General features: G+C 38.4%; 19 protein-coding genes. All 19 read right to left on the minus strand.

Translation table 11 applies throughout. From position 1 onward, the window contains the following. Positions 1-13: 13 nt before the first annotated feature. Positions 14-493 (minus strand): chemotaxis protein CheX, encoded by a 480-nt coding sequence (locus OTK00_RS09575; RefSeq protein ID WP_045170113.1) that lies wholly within the window; start codon positions 491-493, stop codon positions 14-16. Between the two features lie 61 nt (positions 494-554). After that, positions 555-1,685 carry a DUF362 domain-containing protein gene (locus OTK00_RS09580; RefSeq protein ID WP_045169025.1) on the minus strand — a complete coding sequence of 377 codons (1,131 nt, stop codon included), beginning with the start codon at positions 1,683-1,685 and terminating at the stop codon, positions 555-557. Beyond that, positions 1,678-2,517: a Cof-type HAD-IIB family hydrolase gene (locus tag OTK00_RS09585; protein WP_045169024.1), complete on the minus strand. Its 840-nt coding sequence runs from the start codon at positions 2,515-2,517 to the stop codon at positions 1,678-1,680. Before OTK00_RS09585 ends, OTK00_RS09580 begins: the two co-directional genes overlap by 8 nt. 110 nt (positions 2,518-2,627) lie before the next feature. Then, positions 2,628-4,247, minus strand: a complete 1,620-nt coding sequence (gene groL, locus OTK00_RS09590) for a chaperonin GroEL (protein ID WP_045169022.1) — start codon at positions 4,245-4,247, stop codon at positions 2,628-2,630. A gap of 28 nt (positions 4,248-4,275) precedes the next feature. Beyond that, positions 4,276-4,563, minus strand: a complete 288-nt coding sequence (locus OTK00_RS09595; protein WP_045169021.1) for a co-chaperone GroES — start codon at positions 4,561-4,563, stop codon at positions 4,276-4,278. Positions 4,564-4,745: 182 nt separating this feature from the next. Then, positions 4,746-5,630 carry an AraC family transcriptional regulator gene (locus OTK00_RS09600; RefSeq protein WP_045169020.1) on the minus strand — a complete coding sequence of 295 codons (885 nt, stop codon included), beginning with the start codon at positions 5,628-5,630 and terminating at the stop codon, positions 4,746-4,748. Positions 5,631-5,679: 49 nt separating this feature from the next. Further along, positions 5,680-5,937: a hypothetical protein gene (locus tag OTK00_RS09605; RefSeq protein WP_045169019.1), complete on the minus strand. Its 258-nt coding sequence runs from the start codon at positions 5,935-5,937 to the stop codon at positions 5,680-5,682. A gap of 59 nt (positions 5,938-5,996) precedes the next feature. Beyond that, positions 5,997-6,497, minus strand: a complete 501-nt coding sequence (locus OTK00_RS09610; protein ID WP_045169018.1) for a DUF2802 domain-containing protein — start codon at positions 6,495-6,497, stop codon at positions 5,997-5,999. 17 nt (positions 6,498-6,514) lie between these two features. Beyond that, positions 6,515-6,778 (minus strand): hypothetical protein, encoded by a 264-nt coding sequence (locus OTK00_RS09615; RefSeq protein WP_045169017.1) that lies wholly within the window; start codon positions 6,776-6,778, stop codon positions 6,515-6,517. Positions 6,779-6,804: 26 nt separating this feature from the next. Further along, the gene (locus OTK00_RS09620) at positions 6,805-8,199 is read right to left on the minus strand and encodes a DUF342 domain-containing protein (protein WP_045169016.1); all 1,395 of its coding nucleotides are present in this window, start codon (positions 8,197-8,199) and stop codon (positions 6,805-6,807) included. Positions 8,200-8,245: 46 nt separating this feature from the next. Continuing rightward, positions 8,246-8,983, minus strand: coding sequence for a FliA/WhiG family RNA polymerase sigma factor (locus OTK00_RS09625; protein ID WP_045169015.1), 738 nt, complete (start codon positions 8,981-8,983; stop codon positions 8,246-8,248). Between the two features lie 26 nt (positions 8,984-9,009). After that, the gene (locus OTK00_RS09630; protein ID WP_045169014.1) at positions 9,010-9,189 is read right to left on the minus strand and encodes a hypothetical protein; all 180 of its coding nucleotides are present in this window, start codon (positions 9,187-9,189) and stop codon (positions 9,010-9,012) included. Positions 9,190-9,205: 16 nt separating this feature from the next. Then, a complete protein-coding gene (locus OTK00_RS09635; RefSeq protein WP_045169012.1) occupies positions 9,206-9,688 on the minus strand; it encodes a chemotaxis protein CheD in 483 nt (160 codons plus the stop codon). A gap of 3 nt (positions 9,689-9,691) precedes the next feature. Next, entirely contained in the window at positions 9,692-10,309 is a 618-nt protein-coding gene (locus OTK00_RS09640; RefSeq protein WP_045169011.1) for a chemotaxis protein CheC, read from the minus strand. A gap of 5 nt (positions 10,310-10,314) precedes the next feature. After that, positions 10,315-10,737, minus strand: coding sequence for a chemotaxis protein CheW (locus OTK00_RS09645; protein ID WP_045169010.1), 423 nt, complete (start codon positions 10,735-10,737; stop codon positions 10,315-10,317). 25 nt (positions 10,738-10,762) lie between these two features. Further along, a complete protein-coding gene (locus OTK00_RS09650; protein ID WP_045169009.1) occupies positions 10,763-12,757 on the minus strand; it encodes a chemotaxis protein CheA in 1,995 nt (664 codons plus the stop codon). A gap of 43 nt (positions 12,758-12,800) precedes the next feature. Then, the gene (locus tag OTK00_RS09655; RefSeq protein ID WP_045169008.1) at positions 12,801-13,487 is read right to left on the minus strand and encodes a flagellar brake protein; all 687 of its coding nucleotides are present in this window, start codon (positions 13,485-13,487) and stop codon (positions 12,801-12,803) included. 17 nt (positions 13,488-13,504) lie between these two features. Next, positions 13,505-14,401 carry a MinD/ParA family protein gene (locus OTK00_RS09660; protein ID WP_045169007.1) on the minus strand — a complete coding sequence of 299 codons (897 nt, stop codon included), beginning with the start codon at positions 14,399-14,401 and terminating at the stop codon, positions 13,505-13,507. Then, complete coding sequence (flhF, locus tag OTK00_RS09665; RefSeq protein ID WP_045169006.1) at positions 14,398-15,510, minus strand: flagellar biosynthesis protein FlhF; 1,113 nt, start codon at positions 15,508-15,510, stop codon at positions 14,398-14,400. The genes OTK00_RS09660 and flhF overlap by 4 nt, the downstream gene beginning before the upstream one ends. Between the last annotated feature and the right edge of the window lie 2 nt (positions 15,511-15,512).

Genomic DNA, 15,512 nt, shown 5'->3' on the forward strand with positions numbered 1-15,512 from the left:
CCCTTTCATCAGGTCAGGTTTCAACAATTGCCACGTCCATATCAATTTTATCACCATTGCTAAGAAGAAGCGGAACACATATATTTATCATCTTTGATGTACTCAAAGTCATGTTTTCCCCTATAAGTATTGAGGGGGGTGTGATTTCAACCTTGAGTCCTTTCTGTGAGAAAAGTGTTGATGTGTTTCCCATTATCATATTAGCCATCTCACCAATTGCGCTTTTTGCAAGATCATCAAACTCAGCAACAGGATACCCGCCCATCATCATAGACGCAATGTTTTTAGCAGTATCAAGCGACATACAAAAATTAACCTGCCCTTTTATACTCCCTGTCATTCCAATTATAACAACCACCTGGTCCACCTTGTATGTGGGGTCTTTGAGATATATTTTCCCCAGTGTAAAATCAATGTTTGCAACCTGCTTTAAAACCTGCTGACTTGCTTGAATAAACGGATTGATGTATTCTACACTAACTTTACCACTCATGTTTTTCCTTGCTGCTGTCAGTTTAATTTTTTTGACAGCAGGCAAGATACCCTCCCTTCTTTTATTTTAGTATTTTTTCAAATAAAAATGATCGCCTTATGGTAATGGCTTTTGCAGGACAAAGCTCATGACAGCAATAGCACCTGATACACTTTTCCAAATCAACATACGCTTTTCTACTTCGCATCTCAATTGCCTGAGCAGGGCAGGCATTAAAACACTCTGCGCACCCTATGCAAACATCTCTGTTGAAAACTGGTCTTGGGGTAAGAAGGTCGTTTATAAACCTTGATACAAAATTGGGAGCTCTTCCTCGAACAAATGAAATCTCAGGTCTGAGCGGTACATCAAAATTGCCAACCGCAACCTCCTCCAGCTTCTCACCCACAATCTCGATATCATCCGGATCTAAAAGTCCTTTGGTCTTTGCAACATTCAAAAGAGGAACATCTTTGGTTTGAAGTCCAATAATTTTGCATGCAACAAAGTCCAGTGCAACTGCATCCTGAGAAATCAAAATAAGTCCAAGACTCCGTGGTTTGCCCGCAGACGGTCCCTCCCCTTCCATACCAACAATTGCATCCATTATGTTTAAAACAGGGTTTGCAGTGTAATAAATATCAAGTAGCATCTCCATAAACTTTTCAACTTCCTGAAGTCTGAAATGCAGCTCTGCTTTCTGTCCGCCGGGAACAAGACCAAACAGATTTTTAACAGCTCCTGTGTACACAGCCATCCTGTGAGTTTTCAGCTTTGGAAGGTTAATCAATCCATCTGCTTCAAAATAGGGTGATATAAATGATATCTTTTTAAGAATACTCTTTTTAAGCTGAACCTCCTTGAAGGATGTATCATAGTTTAGAATAACCTTTTTGTAACTTTCAAGATCTTTCAGCCCTGCTGCCTGATATATAGCTTCAAGCCTTCTTTTTGTATAGGGTCCACCCGGGCTGTCTGCTATTATGATCTCATTTGCTTTTTCCTGAATAATTCTTATAACCGCCTCCACCACAGAAGGATGGGTTGTAACAGCTTCCTCCAGACTTTTTTTCATAAGTAGATTGGGTTTTAGCAATACCCTGTTAAAAGCGGGAAATTCAAATCCTAATAGATTTATACCTTTTTCAAGTGCACATTTAACATCTTCCACATTGTATGTATCACATCTCACAATAGCCACTTTTTTAGGCATTTACAAATTCCCCCAGAATAAACTTTTCAATTGCCTTTGCAACACCGTCATTTTCATAGGAATCTGTTATGTAGTCAGCAATCTTTTTGAGCTCACCAATAGCATTTTCCATTGCAATACCAAGCCCTGCAAACTCAATCATCTGAAGGTCATTTTCGTTGTCACCTATCGCCACCACCTCTTTTTTATCTATGTTAAGATAAGAGCAGACAAATTCAAGCGCATTTCTTTTGTTAACCCCTTTTTTCATCACTTCCAAAATATTGATATCCGATTTTGTGGTCTCAATACTCTCTACCTTTTCTTCTATCTGTCTTCGAACATAATCAACCTTTTCGGTATCATTATCAATAATCACAAATTTGGTTATAAGATTCCCACAGTCTTTTATTCTATCCAGGGAGCTGTCAACCACAATCTCTATTCTCTCATCCTCGGGAAGTTCTTTGTTTTTTTCATAATAAAATCTTGATGAATAATCAAGCTTCTTGGCTATCATAGTATCCTTGCAGTAATAGTGATAATAGATGTTATTTTCCCTGCATATCTCGGCAATCTTTATGCTACTGTCATTGTCAAGCCCTATATAATAAATGTCTCTGCTGGATTTCTGGTCTCTTACTATTGCGCCATTGCAGGCTATGACAATTTCATCTGATAGTCCCAGTACCTTTGCAAAATGCAAAACACCTTTTAGAATCCTGCCCGAGCAGAGTACAATGTGCACTCCTCTTTGTTTTGCAAGTGTAATTGCAGTTTTATTCCTTTGAGAGATTTTTTTATTGCCATCCAAAAGTGTCATATCAAGGTCAATTGCAAGCAGTCTGTACATCTTCCTACTTCACCTTTTAAAAAGATTTTTGCATGATTGTTACAAATATTATACCAAAAAAAAATAAAGGCTGCTATCAGTAGCAGCCTTTATTTCAAACTTTCAATTTATTAGTACATATCAGGTGCTGGAGCCGGAGGAGTTTTCTCCTTTTCTGGCTTTTCAGCAACAACAGCTTCTGTTGTCAGGAGCATTGCAGCAGCTGATGCAGCGTTCTGGATAGCTGTTCTTGTAACCTTTGTCGGGTCTACAATACCTGCCTCGAACATATCAACAAATCTCTCATTGAGTGCATCAAACCCAACACCGGCCGGGCTCTCTTTCACTTTGTTTACAATTACTGAACCATCCAAACCAGCATTCTCTGCAATCTGTCTCAGTGGCTCTTCCAGTGCCTTTTTAACAATCAATGCACCTGTTTTCTCATCCCCGGAAAGTGTCTCAATTAATTTGTCAAGCGCAGGAATTGCATTGATCAGTGCTGTACCGCCACCAGGAACAATACCTTCTTCAACTGCAGCCTTTGTTGCAGCCAGAGCATCTTCTATTCTGAGTTTCTTTTCCTTAAGCTCTGTCTCAGTTGCAGCACCAACGTGGATTACTGCAACACCGCCGGCAAGTTTTGCAAGTCTCTCCTGCAATTTTTCTCTGTCAAAATCGGATGTTGTCTCTTCAATCTGTCTTTTGATTGACTGGATTCTTGCTTTGATCTCGCTTGGATCACCAGCACCGCCAACAATTATTGTATTTTCTTTCTGAACCTTAACCTGTCTTGCACGACCAAGCTGGCTTATTTTAACCTCTCTCAAATCAAGCCCAAGCTCTTCTGAAATTACCTGACCACCTGTGAGTATTGCAATGTCCTGAAGCATAGCCTTTCTTCTGTCACCAAAGCCAGGTGCTTTTACAGCAACGCACTGCAGTGTTCCTCTGAGCTTGTTTACAACAAGTGTTGCCAGTGCTTCGCCTTCAACATCCTCTGCAATTATTAACAGCTTTTTGCCCTGCTGAACAATCTGTTCAAGAAGTGGCAGGATGTCCTGAATTGTTGAAATCTTCTTGTCTGTAATCAAGATGTATGGGTCATCAAGCACTGCTTCCATCTTTTCTGTATCTGTTACCATGTATGCAGAGATATAACCTCTGTCAAACTGCATACCTTCAACTATCTCAAGTGTTGTCTCTGTTGTTTTTGACTCCTCAACTGTGATAACACCATCATTTGTTACTTTCTCCATTGCATCTGCAACAAGTTTTCCAATCTCTTCATCACCGGCAGAGATTGAAGCAACATACGCAATGTCTTCTTTACCTCTTACATTTTTGCTCATCTTTCTGATTTCTTCAACTACAACATCAACTGCTTTCTGAATACCCTTTCTCAAAATCATTGGGTTTGCACCAGCTGCGACGTTTTTGAGCCCTTCTCTGATCATTGCCTGAGCAAGCACTGTTGCAGTTGTTGTACCATCACCGGCAATGTCGTTTGTCTTTGATGCAACCTCTCTTACAATCTGTGCACCCATGTTCTCAAACGGGTCTTCAAGCTCAATCTCTTTTGCAATTGTAACACCATCATTTACTATTTGAGGTGACCCGAATTTCTTCTCAAGAACAACATTTCTTCCTTTTGGTCCCAAAGTAACTTTAACAGTGTCTGCTAATTTATTCACACCACGTTCGAGCGCCCTTCTTGCTTCCTCATCAAACAATATCATTTTAGCTGCCATGTTCTATCTACCTCCTTTTTTGTTTTGTTTAGTCTTCAATGATTGCCAGGACATCATCCTGTCTGATTATTGTATACTCTTCACCATCAATTTTGATTTCTGTTCCTGCATACTTGCTTACAATTACTTTATCTCCTTTTTTAACTACCATTTCTACCTTTTCACCATCCACAATTCCACCAGGACCAACTTCAATAACCTCTGCAATCTGAGGTTTCTCTTTAACAGTATCTGGCAGAACTATACCGCTCTTTGTTACCTCTTCTCTTTCCTTGAACTTGATTAAAATCCTGTCGCCAATTGGCTTTATTCTCATTCTCTTTCCGACCTCCTTCTCCATTTTTGTTAGCACTCATTAGCAGTGAGTGCTAATCACATTAATTACTATAGTATATTCTTCCTTCTCCAATCAAGTTTGATTTTGCTCAAAATAGGCTCATGATATTCAATTTTTGATGAAAATCCTGAAAAAAGAAAGGTTTTTCTTCAAAAAACTCTTTATTGCTCAAGATTACCCATACTTTTATTTTGCAAAAAGTTGGAGTTCTGCAAAGAAAGTTTTCTAAAGTGAGTTGGAGAAAAACCCGTATACTTTTTAAAAATATCATTGAATCTCTGCAAAGACGAAAAGCCACACATAATAGCAATCTCACTTACTTTTAAATTAGACATGGAAAGGTATTCCTTTGCCTTTTCTATCCTTTTTGAAAGTAAATACTCCTTGGGTAAAACCCCGAAATGATTTTTAAAAAGACGGGAGATGCTGCTTTCTGACAAAAAAAGTTTTTTGGCAATATCTCCAATTTTAATGTCTTCCATGTAATTCTGGTCTATATATTCTTTTATGAATTTGGCAATCTTTGAATAATCAAAATTCTTTTTTATTTCCAGATTGTCTATCTCACGCGTAATATATGCAAAAAGTTCCAGTGATTTTATATAAAGTAAAAGATTTTCTTTATTTTCTTTTGCCTCTTGCAGTATGGATTCCAAACAAAAAAAGATACTGCTTCTTTTTCTGACGCGCAGATAATAAAAGCGAGAAGAAACCATTTCTATGTGTTTTAAAAAACCGTAGATCTCTTTCAATTGCTCTATTTTAGCTTTACTCTGAGGCTTTAAATAAAATGCCATAACAATAAACTCTGCTTTGAAACTCCCGACAACCTCAAACTTGTGCCGTGTATGTGGTTTTATTATAAGCAGGTCACCCGCTTTCAATTCTATTTTTTCTCCCTCAACCCAGAAATCAACATTGCCTTTTTTTACAAATATCAGTTCATAACTGTCATGCATGCTGTAATCCATCTTCCATGAACTATCATGTACACGCTCCAACGTCTTTACAATCACCGGCATTATGGCATTAAGCGCTTCTATCATTTTTCAACCCCACAGTTTTTTAAATTTAGCTTCAAAGCCCTTTATTCTTTTACTCTTTCTTATAAACAATATCAAAAATTTCTTCATAACTCATAGCCTTCTTAAAAGAAACCTTCCTTCCCGTTATAAAATGCTGTTTGTTAACTTTCTTAGACTTCAAAAACTCTTCAAACGATTTTTTATCCTGTATCACACCATTTTGATAAAGTAACTCTCCCAAGTTTTCCACATTATTTATATAAATATCAACTCTATCATCAAAATTCAAATGGTTTTGATTGTAGCTTGAACCAAATAAAAAATACATTGTCAAAACTCCCAAAATCCAGCCAATGCCAATACCAAGGAGTACAAATTTAAACCATCTCAGATCTTCTCCCTCCCAACAATCCTTATTGCAAGCTTTGCCTCACCTTTACCTATGCCAAGCTTTGAAGCAATCTCCTCTAAGCTCAACCCCTGTCTATAAAGCTCAACAGCCCTGTGATATATTTCCTCTTTTGACTTTTTTGCAGTATTTTCAGCAGAAGTAAAATTCTGTCTGCCATCCACAGGCTGTTTCTCAGCTTCTTTTGAATTTTTATTTTCATTTATTTCTTCAGCAAAAGCTTTATCTTCCATTCTATCCATTTGCTCTTTTACCCATTTTACTTTGTTTTCTATCCTTTCAATTATATACTCTCCAAAACTATCCAGTTCCTCAATGGTTTCAACTGCCTCATTCAAAAGCTGTGAAAGTTTCAAAACAGCTTTCTCAGAATCAATCAGGATTTTTTCACTCTTTTCTACATCTTTTTTTATTGACCTGAGTGAAGCAAAAACCATGATTAACCCCAGTAGCACAAATAAAGCGACATATGCATCCATTATATTCCACCCTCATGCTAAACTCTTATATCAAAACCCTTGTTGTTTTTCTTCTGTTTTTTCGCCTGCTGCCTTTCTTTCTCCTGTTTTTGTGCAAGTCTTATTTCTGAAACATCATCCTTGCTTTTTACCTGCTTTAAACCTTCCTCTACCTTTACCTGATTCTTCTGCGCATTTATGTGTTTTAGCATATTCTCTTTTTGCTGCTCACCAAGTACAATCTGGGATACCTCCGTAGACTTGGGATACAGTATCCTGACATCAACAGGGCGGATATTCATACAAAACATCCCCTTTTTGCTTTTCTTTAATCACTGTAGGGAGCTATCTTTATGTCGGCATCCTGTCTATAAATTTTGCAATATTTCACAGGTTCTTTTATAATCTTGCAAACATTCCCTATTGTAATTTTAACACCCGGATAAATGACATCCTGCACCTTTACAACTCCTTCACTTCTCTCCTCAAGTCTTTTCTCTATCTCCTCCTGCTCCTGCTGAAGAGATTTTAACCTCTCCTGAGCTACAATCTTGGATCGAGTAAACTTTTGGAGCATCTCTCTTTTGTCATCAGTAATTTTGCCTGCTGCCTCAATTTTTTTAAGTACCTCGACTGCCTGATCACACTTTTTTACATTCTCTTTTAATTCATTGATTTCTCCCTTGATTTCTCTATATCTTTCTATCATAAGAGGGTCCACACCAACTTCAATCTCGGTTGATGTCGAAAGATATGATCCTATGGTTTTTGCGTCAACCTCTCTGCCCACCTTGCAGCTTCCACCAACAATTGATGCTTTTGGCCCTACCAGAATTAGCCTGCCACCGCACTTGATATCGCTGTGTATAATTGCTTCTGCCTGAACATCCTCGGCTGCTAATACAGTTGCATTTTCAATAAACTTTGCAATCACACTCTTTTGAGATACAATTTTGCCCTTGCCCATGCCTGTTATGCCCTTGTGCAAAATTACAGACCCCTTTGCCTCAATCTCGGCTGCTTCAACAATCCCGTCAACTTCCACATTACCCTCGGCAACAACCTTAAACCCGGATAAAACACTCCCCTTTATATGAACATTTCCCACAAAGTTTATATTTCCTGTGGAATTGTCAACATCCGAGGATATTTCCAGAGTGTTTAGAACAACAACCTTGCCCTCAATTATACAAACCTGTCCATCGCAGGCGGCCTTCAGTGTATGTCCATCTGCGTCAATATAGGTATTCTTTCCGCGCGGAAGATTTACTTTTTTGCCCTTCTGTCCTCTTATCACCCCTCCAAAAACATCCACACCATTTTCACCATCAACAGGATCAATCATTGTAACAAGTATATCATCTTTTCTGACATTTTGCACAATCCCCAGGTCCTTGTAGTCAACCCTTCCATCAGGAAGCTCTTTGGGTTTTATCTCACGCTTTACATCAAAATGATATATGAGCTTGCCATCAACCGGCCTGCCGGGAGGCTTTCCCTGCGCAACCACAACAGGTGAACCAAATACAGGATTTTCAACAAGTCTTTTGATTGCCTCTTCATCTATGCCATACGTCACCCTGTTTGCTTTAAGCGCATTGATTACATTCTCTGAAGTCAACTCCACTCCATTCTGGTTCTGGATCAAAACAATACTTGCCTTTAGTTTATCTGAAGTTACCAGAACCTTAATATCTACCTTTTTAAGATTTTCTTCAGACATAAAAATACTCTCCTTTCCCCGCTGAAAAAATTAAATTCCAATAATTTTACTTTATATACTTTTCCAATCGCGACCTCAATTTTAAAAGCGATCTTGTGTGAAGCTGACTCACCCTTGACTCAGAAACACCCAAAATTTTGGCTATCTCTTTTATTGAAAGCTCTTCAAAATAATAAAGGATTATCACCATCCTTTCATTTTCTGAAAGATTGTCTATCTCCTGCCTGAGCACTTCTTTCAGCTCCTTATTTTCCACAAACACCTCGGGGCGAGAGACAAAGTCTTCAAGCCCGCCTATTTTTCTTTCATAATTCTGATCAAGAAACCCTTCCAGCGAAACAATCATGCCGCTGCTTATCTTTTCCTGCAATTTTTGAAGTTCTATCAATGAAAGTCCCACTCTTTTTGCAACCTCTTCATCTGTAGGAATCTTCCCTTCCCTTTCTATCTCAATATATGCCCTTTCAATTTCTTTTGCTTTCTGCCTTATACTTCGTGGCACCCAGTCCTGGCTCCTTACACAGTCAATAATAGCACCTCTTATGCGTGAATATGCATATGTTTCAAACTTGACCCCTTTTTGACTGTCATACTTTTCAATTGCATCCAGAAGCCCAATTGAACCAAAGCTCACCAAATCCTCATATTCAACATTTCCACCGAAATACATTGCCATTCTGCCCGCTATCAGCTTCACAAGTGGCATGTATTTTAAGATAAGCTGTTCTTTTATCTTTTGATCTTTTGTTCTGGAATATCTCTCCCACAAAACTGCCTCGTCCATTTTACAAAATCCCCTCAAATACTAAATTAACCATCTTTATCAATAAAATCTTTTATAAATTGTCCAAAAACATATCCTATCAATGATATAACAAAAGTAGAAAAAAAAGTATACTCGCCGGACTTTTTCATAACAATGCAGGCTAAAAACACAATACCTCCTTCTATCAATGCCAAAATCTCAGGCAAAATATGTTTCCATTTCAAAGCCCAGTCTTCTCCTTTAGATAATTTTGGTTCCCTTCCCGATTGTTTTTATTTCAACTCTACCATCTTCTGAGTAGAATATAATTGTTCTACCATAATTACCACCCGTATCTTCAGCAACAATTGGAATATTCAAATCAGCCAGAACTTTCTTTGCTGCCTCCACATTGCGCTTTCCAATGTTCATAAATTCACTTCTTGTTACTTCAAACATCTGTGCACCGCCTGCAAGCTTCGCAACCATATTTTTTTTGTTTGAACCAATACTCTCCATTTTTGAAATCAAAAGAGGAATGCCTGTATCAGCAAACTTTGCAGGATTACTGTTGTTTTTTACACCCCAGCTGTAGGGAAGCATTATATGTATCATGCCAATTATTTTATTCTTACCATCATAAATACAAACTCCAACACATGAGCCAAGACCAAGTGTGGTAAGTGCATTTGGATATTTTGCCACATTTAAATCTGCCATTCCCACTTTAATTGTTTCGATCATCTTCTATACTACTCCCAGTGCCCTTAGCATTTTTTTGTATGACTCTTCAGTTGGTATTAAAAAGAAATCAGCAATAATTCTGCTGCTTTGTTCAAAAATCTCTGTTTCTATATAAAGAGCAGTGTCTCCAGTCTCACCAAATTGAATTGCAGGAAAACTCAGTATCGCTCCTGCCATGTCTTCTGCAAGCTGCGGGACAGATTGAATCATTTTAAATCCTGTGAGTGTAGAAAGCGCTGTTAAATACGCCCCTGCCAAAATATTCCCTATTTCCATCAAAGCAGATTTTTCTATGTCAGTAAATTCACTATACTCATTTAAAGAGGTACCAAGGAGCATGTTTACCAGAACATGCGCTGATGCTTGCGACATCACAAGCATAATAAATCCGTCTATATCACCCTCAACATTCAAAAGTATACCTACAATTGGTATTTCTGCACCACCCAGAATCTCAGGCACCTGGCGCAAATCCACAATCTTAACAATAGGTACTTTCATATCAATGCGCTTTCCAATCATCATAGCAAGTGCAGAAATTGCATTGCCTGTCCCGATATTCCCAAGCTCTTTGAGAACATCCAGATACATCTCATTTATCTCGCTATTTGAAAAGTTCATAAAAATTAAACCTCCTCAGTCTTTTCAAACAACACATCTTCCAAGTTTATTATATTTATCAGCATATCGCCTTTTCTTGCGATTGAAAAAGTAAACTCATTCCTGTCTCTTGTAGCAGCATCAAAATCCTCCTTGGCAAGATAAACCACATCCAAAACCTCATCAATAATCAATCCTACCTTGAACTCATTTTTCCAGTTTATAATCAATATTCTGGTTTCATCACTAAATTCTTCTTTTGTTACCCCTATCTTCTCCCGCAGGTCAATCACAGGCACAATCTCCCCGCGCAGATTCACAACACCTTTTATATACTCTTTGGTATTTGGCACCCGCGTAATTGGCATCATCTTCTCAATGTTCTCTATAAAGCTCACCACAAGAGCGTAATATTCATCAGCCAACCTGAAAACAAGATATTGTTCCATATCTTATCCCACCTCTACTTCCTGTTTATACAACCAGTACATTGGGGTCAAGTATCATTGCAACAGACCCATCACCAAGTATTGTTGCGCCGGACACAAGCCTGACTCCCTCCAAGTATTTCCCGAGCGACTTGATAACTATATCCTGCTGACCTAAAAGCTTATCCACCACAATTCCAGTAAGCTTCTCCCCACGCTTTACTATCACAACTGTGTACTTCTTCCTGTCAGGATTCTCTTCAAGTCCCACAATTTTATGTAGATATTTTATTGGAATAACCTGATTTCGAAGCAGAATTATCTCCTTGCCCTTCTGCACAACTTTTATATCCTCTTTTGCAACATCAACTATCTCTTTTATCGAAGCAATAGGAATTGCATAAATCTCATCAGCCACAGTTACAAGCAGGGCTTGAATTATTGCCAGAGTCAAAGGAAGTCTTATTATAAACTTCGTACCCCTGCCTTTTTCACTCTTTACCTCAACCATCCCGCCAAGTTGCTCAATTTTGGTTTTAACAACATCAAGCCCCACACCTCTTCCCGAGAGGTTTGTAACCTTGTCCTTTGTGGAAAAGCTCGGTAAAAACAGTAAATCTATGATTTCCTGATCAGACAAGTCCAACTGGTCCTCTTTCAAAAGCCCTTTTTCAATGGCTTTTTTCCTTACCTTTTCTATATCAATTCCCTTGCCATCATCTTCAACCTCTATCACAACATTGTTGCCATCATGGTAAGCAGAGAGTTTTATAAGTCCGCTTCTTGGCTTGCCATTTTTCACCCTTTCCTCCGGATCCTCTATGCCATGGTCGGCCGCATTTCTCAAAAGATGAATTAGAGGGTCACCAAGCTCATCAACAATAGTCCTGTCAACTTCTGTATCCTCACCCGACATAACAAGCTCAAACTCTTTACCAAGCTCTCTTGCCAAATCTCTCATCATCCTTGGAAATCTTGAAAACACCCTCTCAACAGGCACCATTCTCACTTTCATCACAGCATCATGCAAACTTGTTGTAATTCTCTCTAAGTATTCTATTGATTCTTCGAACTGTCTGTCGCTATATTTTTTGGTTAGTCCTTCTATCCTGCTCTTTATGATTATAAGCTCACTAACCAGATTCATCAAAACATCCAATCTTTCTATATCAACCCTTACTGTCTGAGCTGTCTTTTTAGCAGCTTCCTGTTTCTGATCACGTACAACCTTAACAGTCTCTGTTATCGCACCAGTCTCCTGCTCTGTCACTTCCTGCTTTGCTTGCACTGCTATTTGCGATGTCTCTTTAATCTCTATCCCTTTTACTTCTCTTATCTCTGAAATGGACAGTATTCTATCTCTTATCTTTTCAAGCGATTCTTTGCTGACAATTGTAATACTAAATTCAAAATCAAATTTTTCATCCTCAATATCCTGCACAGATGGTTTTGAATGAATTATCTCGCCCAGCTCTTCAACAGCTTTGAAAACAAGATAAGCCCTGGCAGACTTTAAAAGACAATTCGGATCAAGTTCAACATCCAGCCTGTAAACATTAAATCCCTGCGAATTAGCTCTTTCAATAGCTCTAATGACAAATTCATCATACTCAAACTGAGCACCCTGGGTTTTATCTTTCAAAGCCACTTCTTCCTGTGGTCTGCCCAGAATACCATTTAAACTGTTCACAAGCGAAATATTCTGCTCAGACCCTTCTGTGCCTGTTGCCACAATTACATCCAGATATTCTTCCAGTGCATCAATGGTTTTGAAAAGCACATCCATTATATTACTATTTATTCTTAGTTTGCCATCGCGTGCTGCAGCCAGAACATTCTCCATGGCATGTGTGAGCTTTTGCATATTTACAAATCCCATTGTGCCCGCCATACCTTTTAAAGTATGAGCAGACCTAAAAATTTCATTGATGAGCTGCAAATCACCCGGATTTTCTTCTAACTTCAGCATGTTGTCGTTTAAACTCTGAATATGGTCCTTTGCCTCCTCTATAAACATACCTAAGTACTGAGATATATCCATAGCAATCATCACACTCCTTCTTAAACTGCAATAAAACTTTTTATTACAGTCCTTTGCGTTTTATCTTCTGCTGTTCTTTGAATATAAATCTTACAATCCTGTCTATCTCATTCTGCCTTGCCTCTATGAATTTGCATCCATACATAAATTTGTATGCATGATGATCTATCCTTTCCTTTCTCAGGATTTCGGCTTTCAACACAAGTTCTTCACTCTCAAGAGGAACTTTTGTCAGGATAATATCTTTTGGATTGAACTCCTCTGCTGCCAGAAAGCAAATGCCTCCACCGCTTATATCTCTGGTAATCGCCTTTACTATCTTACCTTCTGAAAAGTCGTTCTGGAAAGTTTCGTCAGTATTTTTTTCCTGCGGATTCAACAGCTTTACATATATGTCTAAATTTATTAGGAGTCTGAAAAACATGCGCCTCTGAATCTTCCGGATATCAGATATCTGTTTTATCTTTATCATATATTCTGGCTCTTTGAACCTGTCTTCAACTGTAGCGTCAAACAGCCACACGCCATCCGGCATCACTTTGTATACTCTAACAATTTCGTCAATATAAAAGGTTACATATATGCCTTCCTTAATAGGTGTAAACACATAAAAATACTCATCTTTTATATCGGCAATCTTGGAAACATATTGTACACCATTCTCCTCCCACGTGCGCCTGTCTATCCGTACAATCTCAATTTTATCCCCTACCTTAAAAATTCTTTGCATAAAAAACCCCCTTTTATTTATCGCTCTCTGAACATTTTAACCACACTTTCTACAAACCTTGCAAAGCCTCTTTGCCTGTCTTTGCTTACCATATCCTCATCATGGACAAGTTTTCTGGCAACCTGTTCTACCTGCTTTGAAATACTGCTCCTTTCATATGATATCATAAAGGGCACCTGTTTGATAACCGATTTTGATACAACAGCATCTTCCTCTATATAACCTATATATTCTACTTCGCGCTGCAAAAACCTTTTTATAACCCCGTTTAGCCTGAAAAAAATCTCCTCGGCTTCTTTTGAATTTTGCACTCTGTTTACCAAAATGTTTATTCTGCGTTCAAAATCCCTCCTGATAATAGCTTTTATTACAGCATATGCATCTGTAATGGATGTGGGCTCTGGTGTGGTCACAACAATTACCTCATCAGCCATCATAACAAACTCCATTACATTCTTTGAAATGCCTGCACCGGTATCAATCAATACAATGTCAAAGTATCTGTTAATAGCCTCTGCACATTCAACCAGCCTCAAAAGTCTCTCCTCATCTAAGTTGGCCAGGTCAACTATGCCAGAGCCACCCGAGATAAATTTAACCCCGTGCGGGCCTTCTTCAATCACCGACATTATCTCTTTTTTACCTTCCAGCACATCTTTTACGGTGAATTTTGGTGATGTCCCAAGAAGTACTTCCACATTTGAAAGACCCAGATCTGCATCTATTACAAGTACATTAATACCCATTTTCCCTAAAGCAATAGCTAAATTTACAGTCAGGTTTGTTTTGCCAACTCCACCTTTCCCACTTGTAATTGTAATTACTTTTGAGCCATTTTCCACATCCTGTACAGGCTTTTCAAAGGTATTCACTTTCATAACGAGATTTCTTAAACCTTGTGCCTGGTCTCTCATAAAACCTTACTCCCTATTATGAGTTTTGCAAAATACTCTGGATTAAACTGCTGTATGTCATCAGGAACATTTTGACCTGTTGTTACATATGCAATGGGTTTCTGGGTATAATGTCTTATATTCAATATATTCCCATAGCTTGATACCTCATCAACCTTTGTTATTATGACCTTATAATCCTCTATAAAAGAATATGAGTTTACTATCTCCCTAAAAATACCCGGCTGGGTGGTAGCACTCAAAAGCAAAAACACCTCATCGGGAGTTGCCTTTTTGAAAAACGCTTTTAGCTCATCCATATGTTCCTGATTTTTATGGCTTCTGCCTGCCGTGTCAACAAGTATTATATCAGAGTCCTCAAAACTTTTTATTATCTGGTCATATTCGTCCACCTCGTACCATACCCGAGTTTTAATGTTCATGATCTCGGCATAAGTTTTCAGCTGCTCAACAGCAGCAATTCTGTACGTGTCAGCTGTAATGAATCCCACCCTTTTGCCTTCTTCAAACATGAGCTTTGCAGCAATCTTGGCAATTGTTGTTGTCTTCCCCACACCGGTTGGTCCCACAAAAAACACAACCTGTGGCTTATTTGAATCAAGATTAAAATTCCAGGGCATCCCCAGCATGTTTTTTATCTCTCTGTACATACTGTTCACTATATTGTTTATTGAACCATCACCACTGACTTTGCTCAAAAGCTGGTCAAGAATATCATCTTCAACACCATTTCTTTTCAAATTCTCCCGCATCACATCCAAAAAGTTCCTCCTGGATGCTTCCTTTGTCTCAGGTTCCACATTTGTTTCTTTTATAACTTCTTTTATTGTCCTTTCCAAAGACTCTATCTTCTTCTCAAGCTCCTTTATTTGAGTCATCTGAAAGCTCAGAGCCAAATTTTCTGACTTTTTAATCTCCTCTTCCTTTTTTATCAGTTTTTCATCCTCACAGGCTGCAGTCACTTCTATAAGAGGCTTTTTGAAAAAACCCAGCAGTCCTTTTTGTCTCACCTTCTTTGTGGAAAGAATTACTGCATCTTTTCCAAGGTCTGCCTTTATTCTGATGAGAGCTTCCTGCATATCATGAGCCAAATACCTTTTTACCTTCATTT

Source organism: Caldicellulosiruptor morganii (assembly GCF_026810225.1).
GTDB lineage: Bacteria > Bacillota > Thermoanaerobacteria > Caldicellulosiruptorales > Caldicellulosiruptoraceae > Caldicellulosiruptor > Caldicellulosiruptor morganii.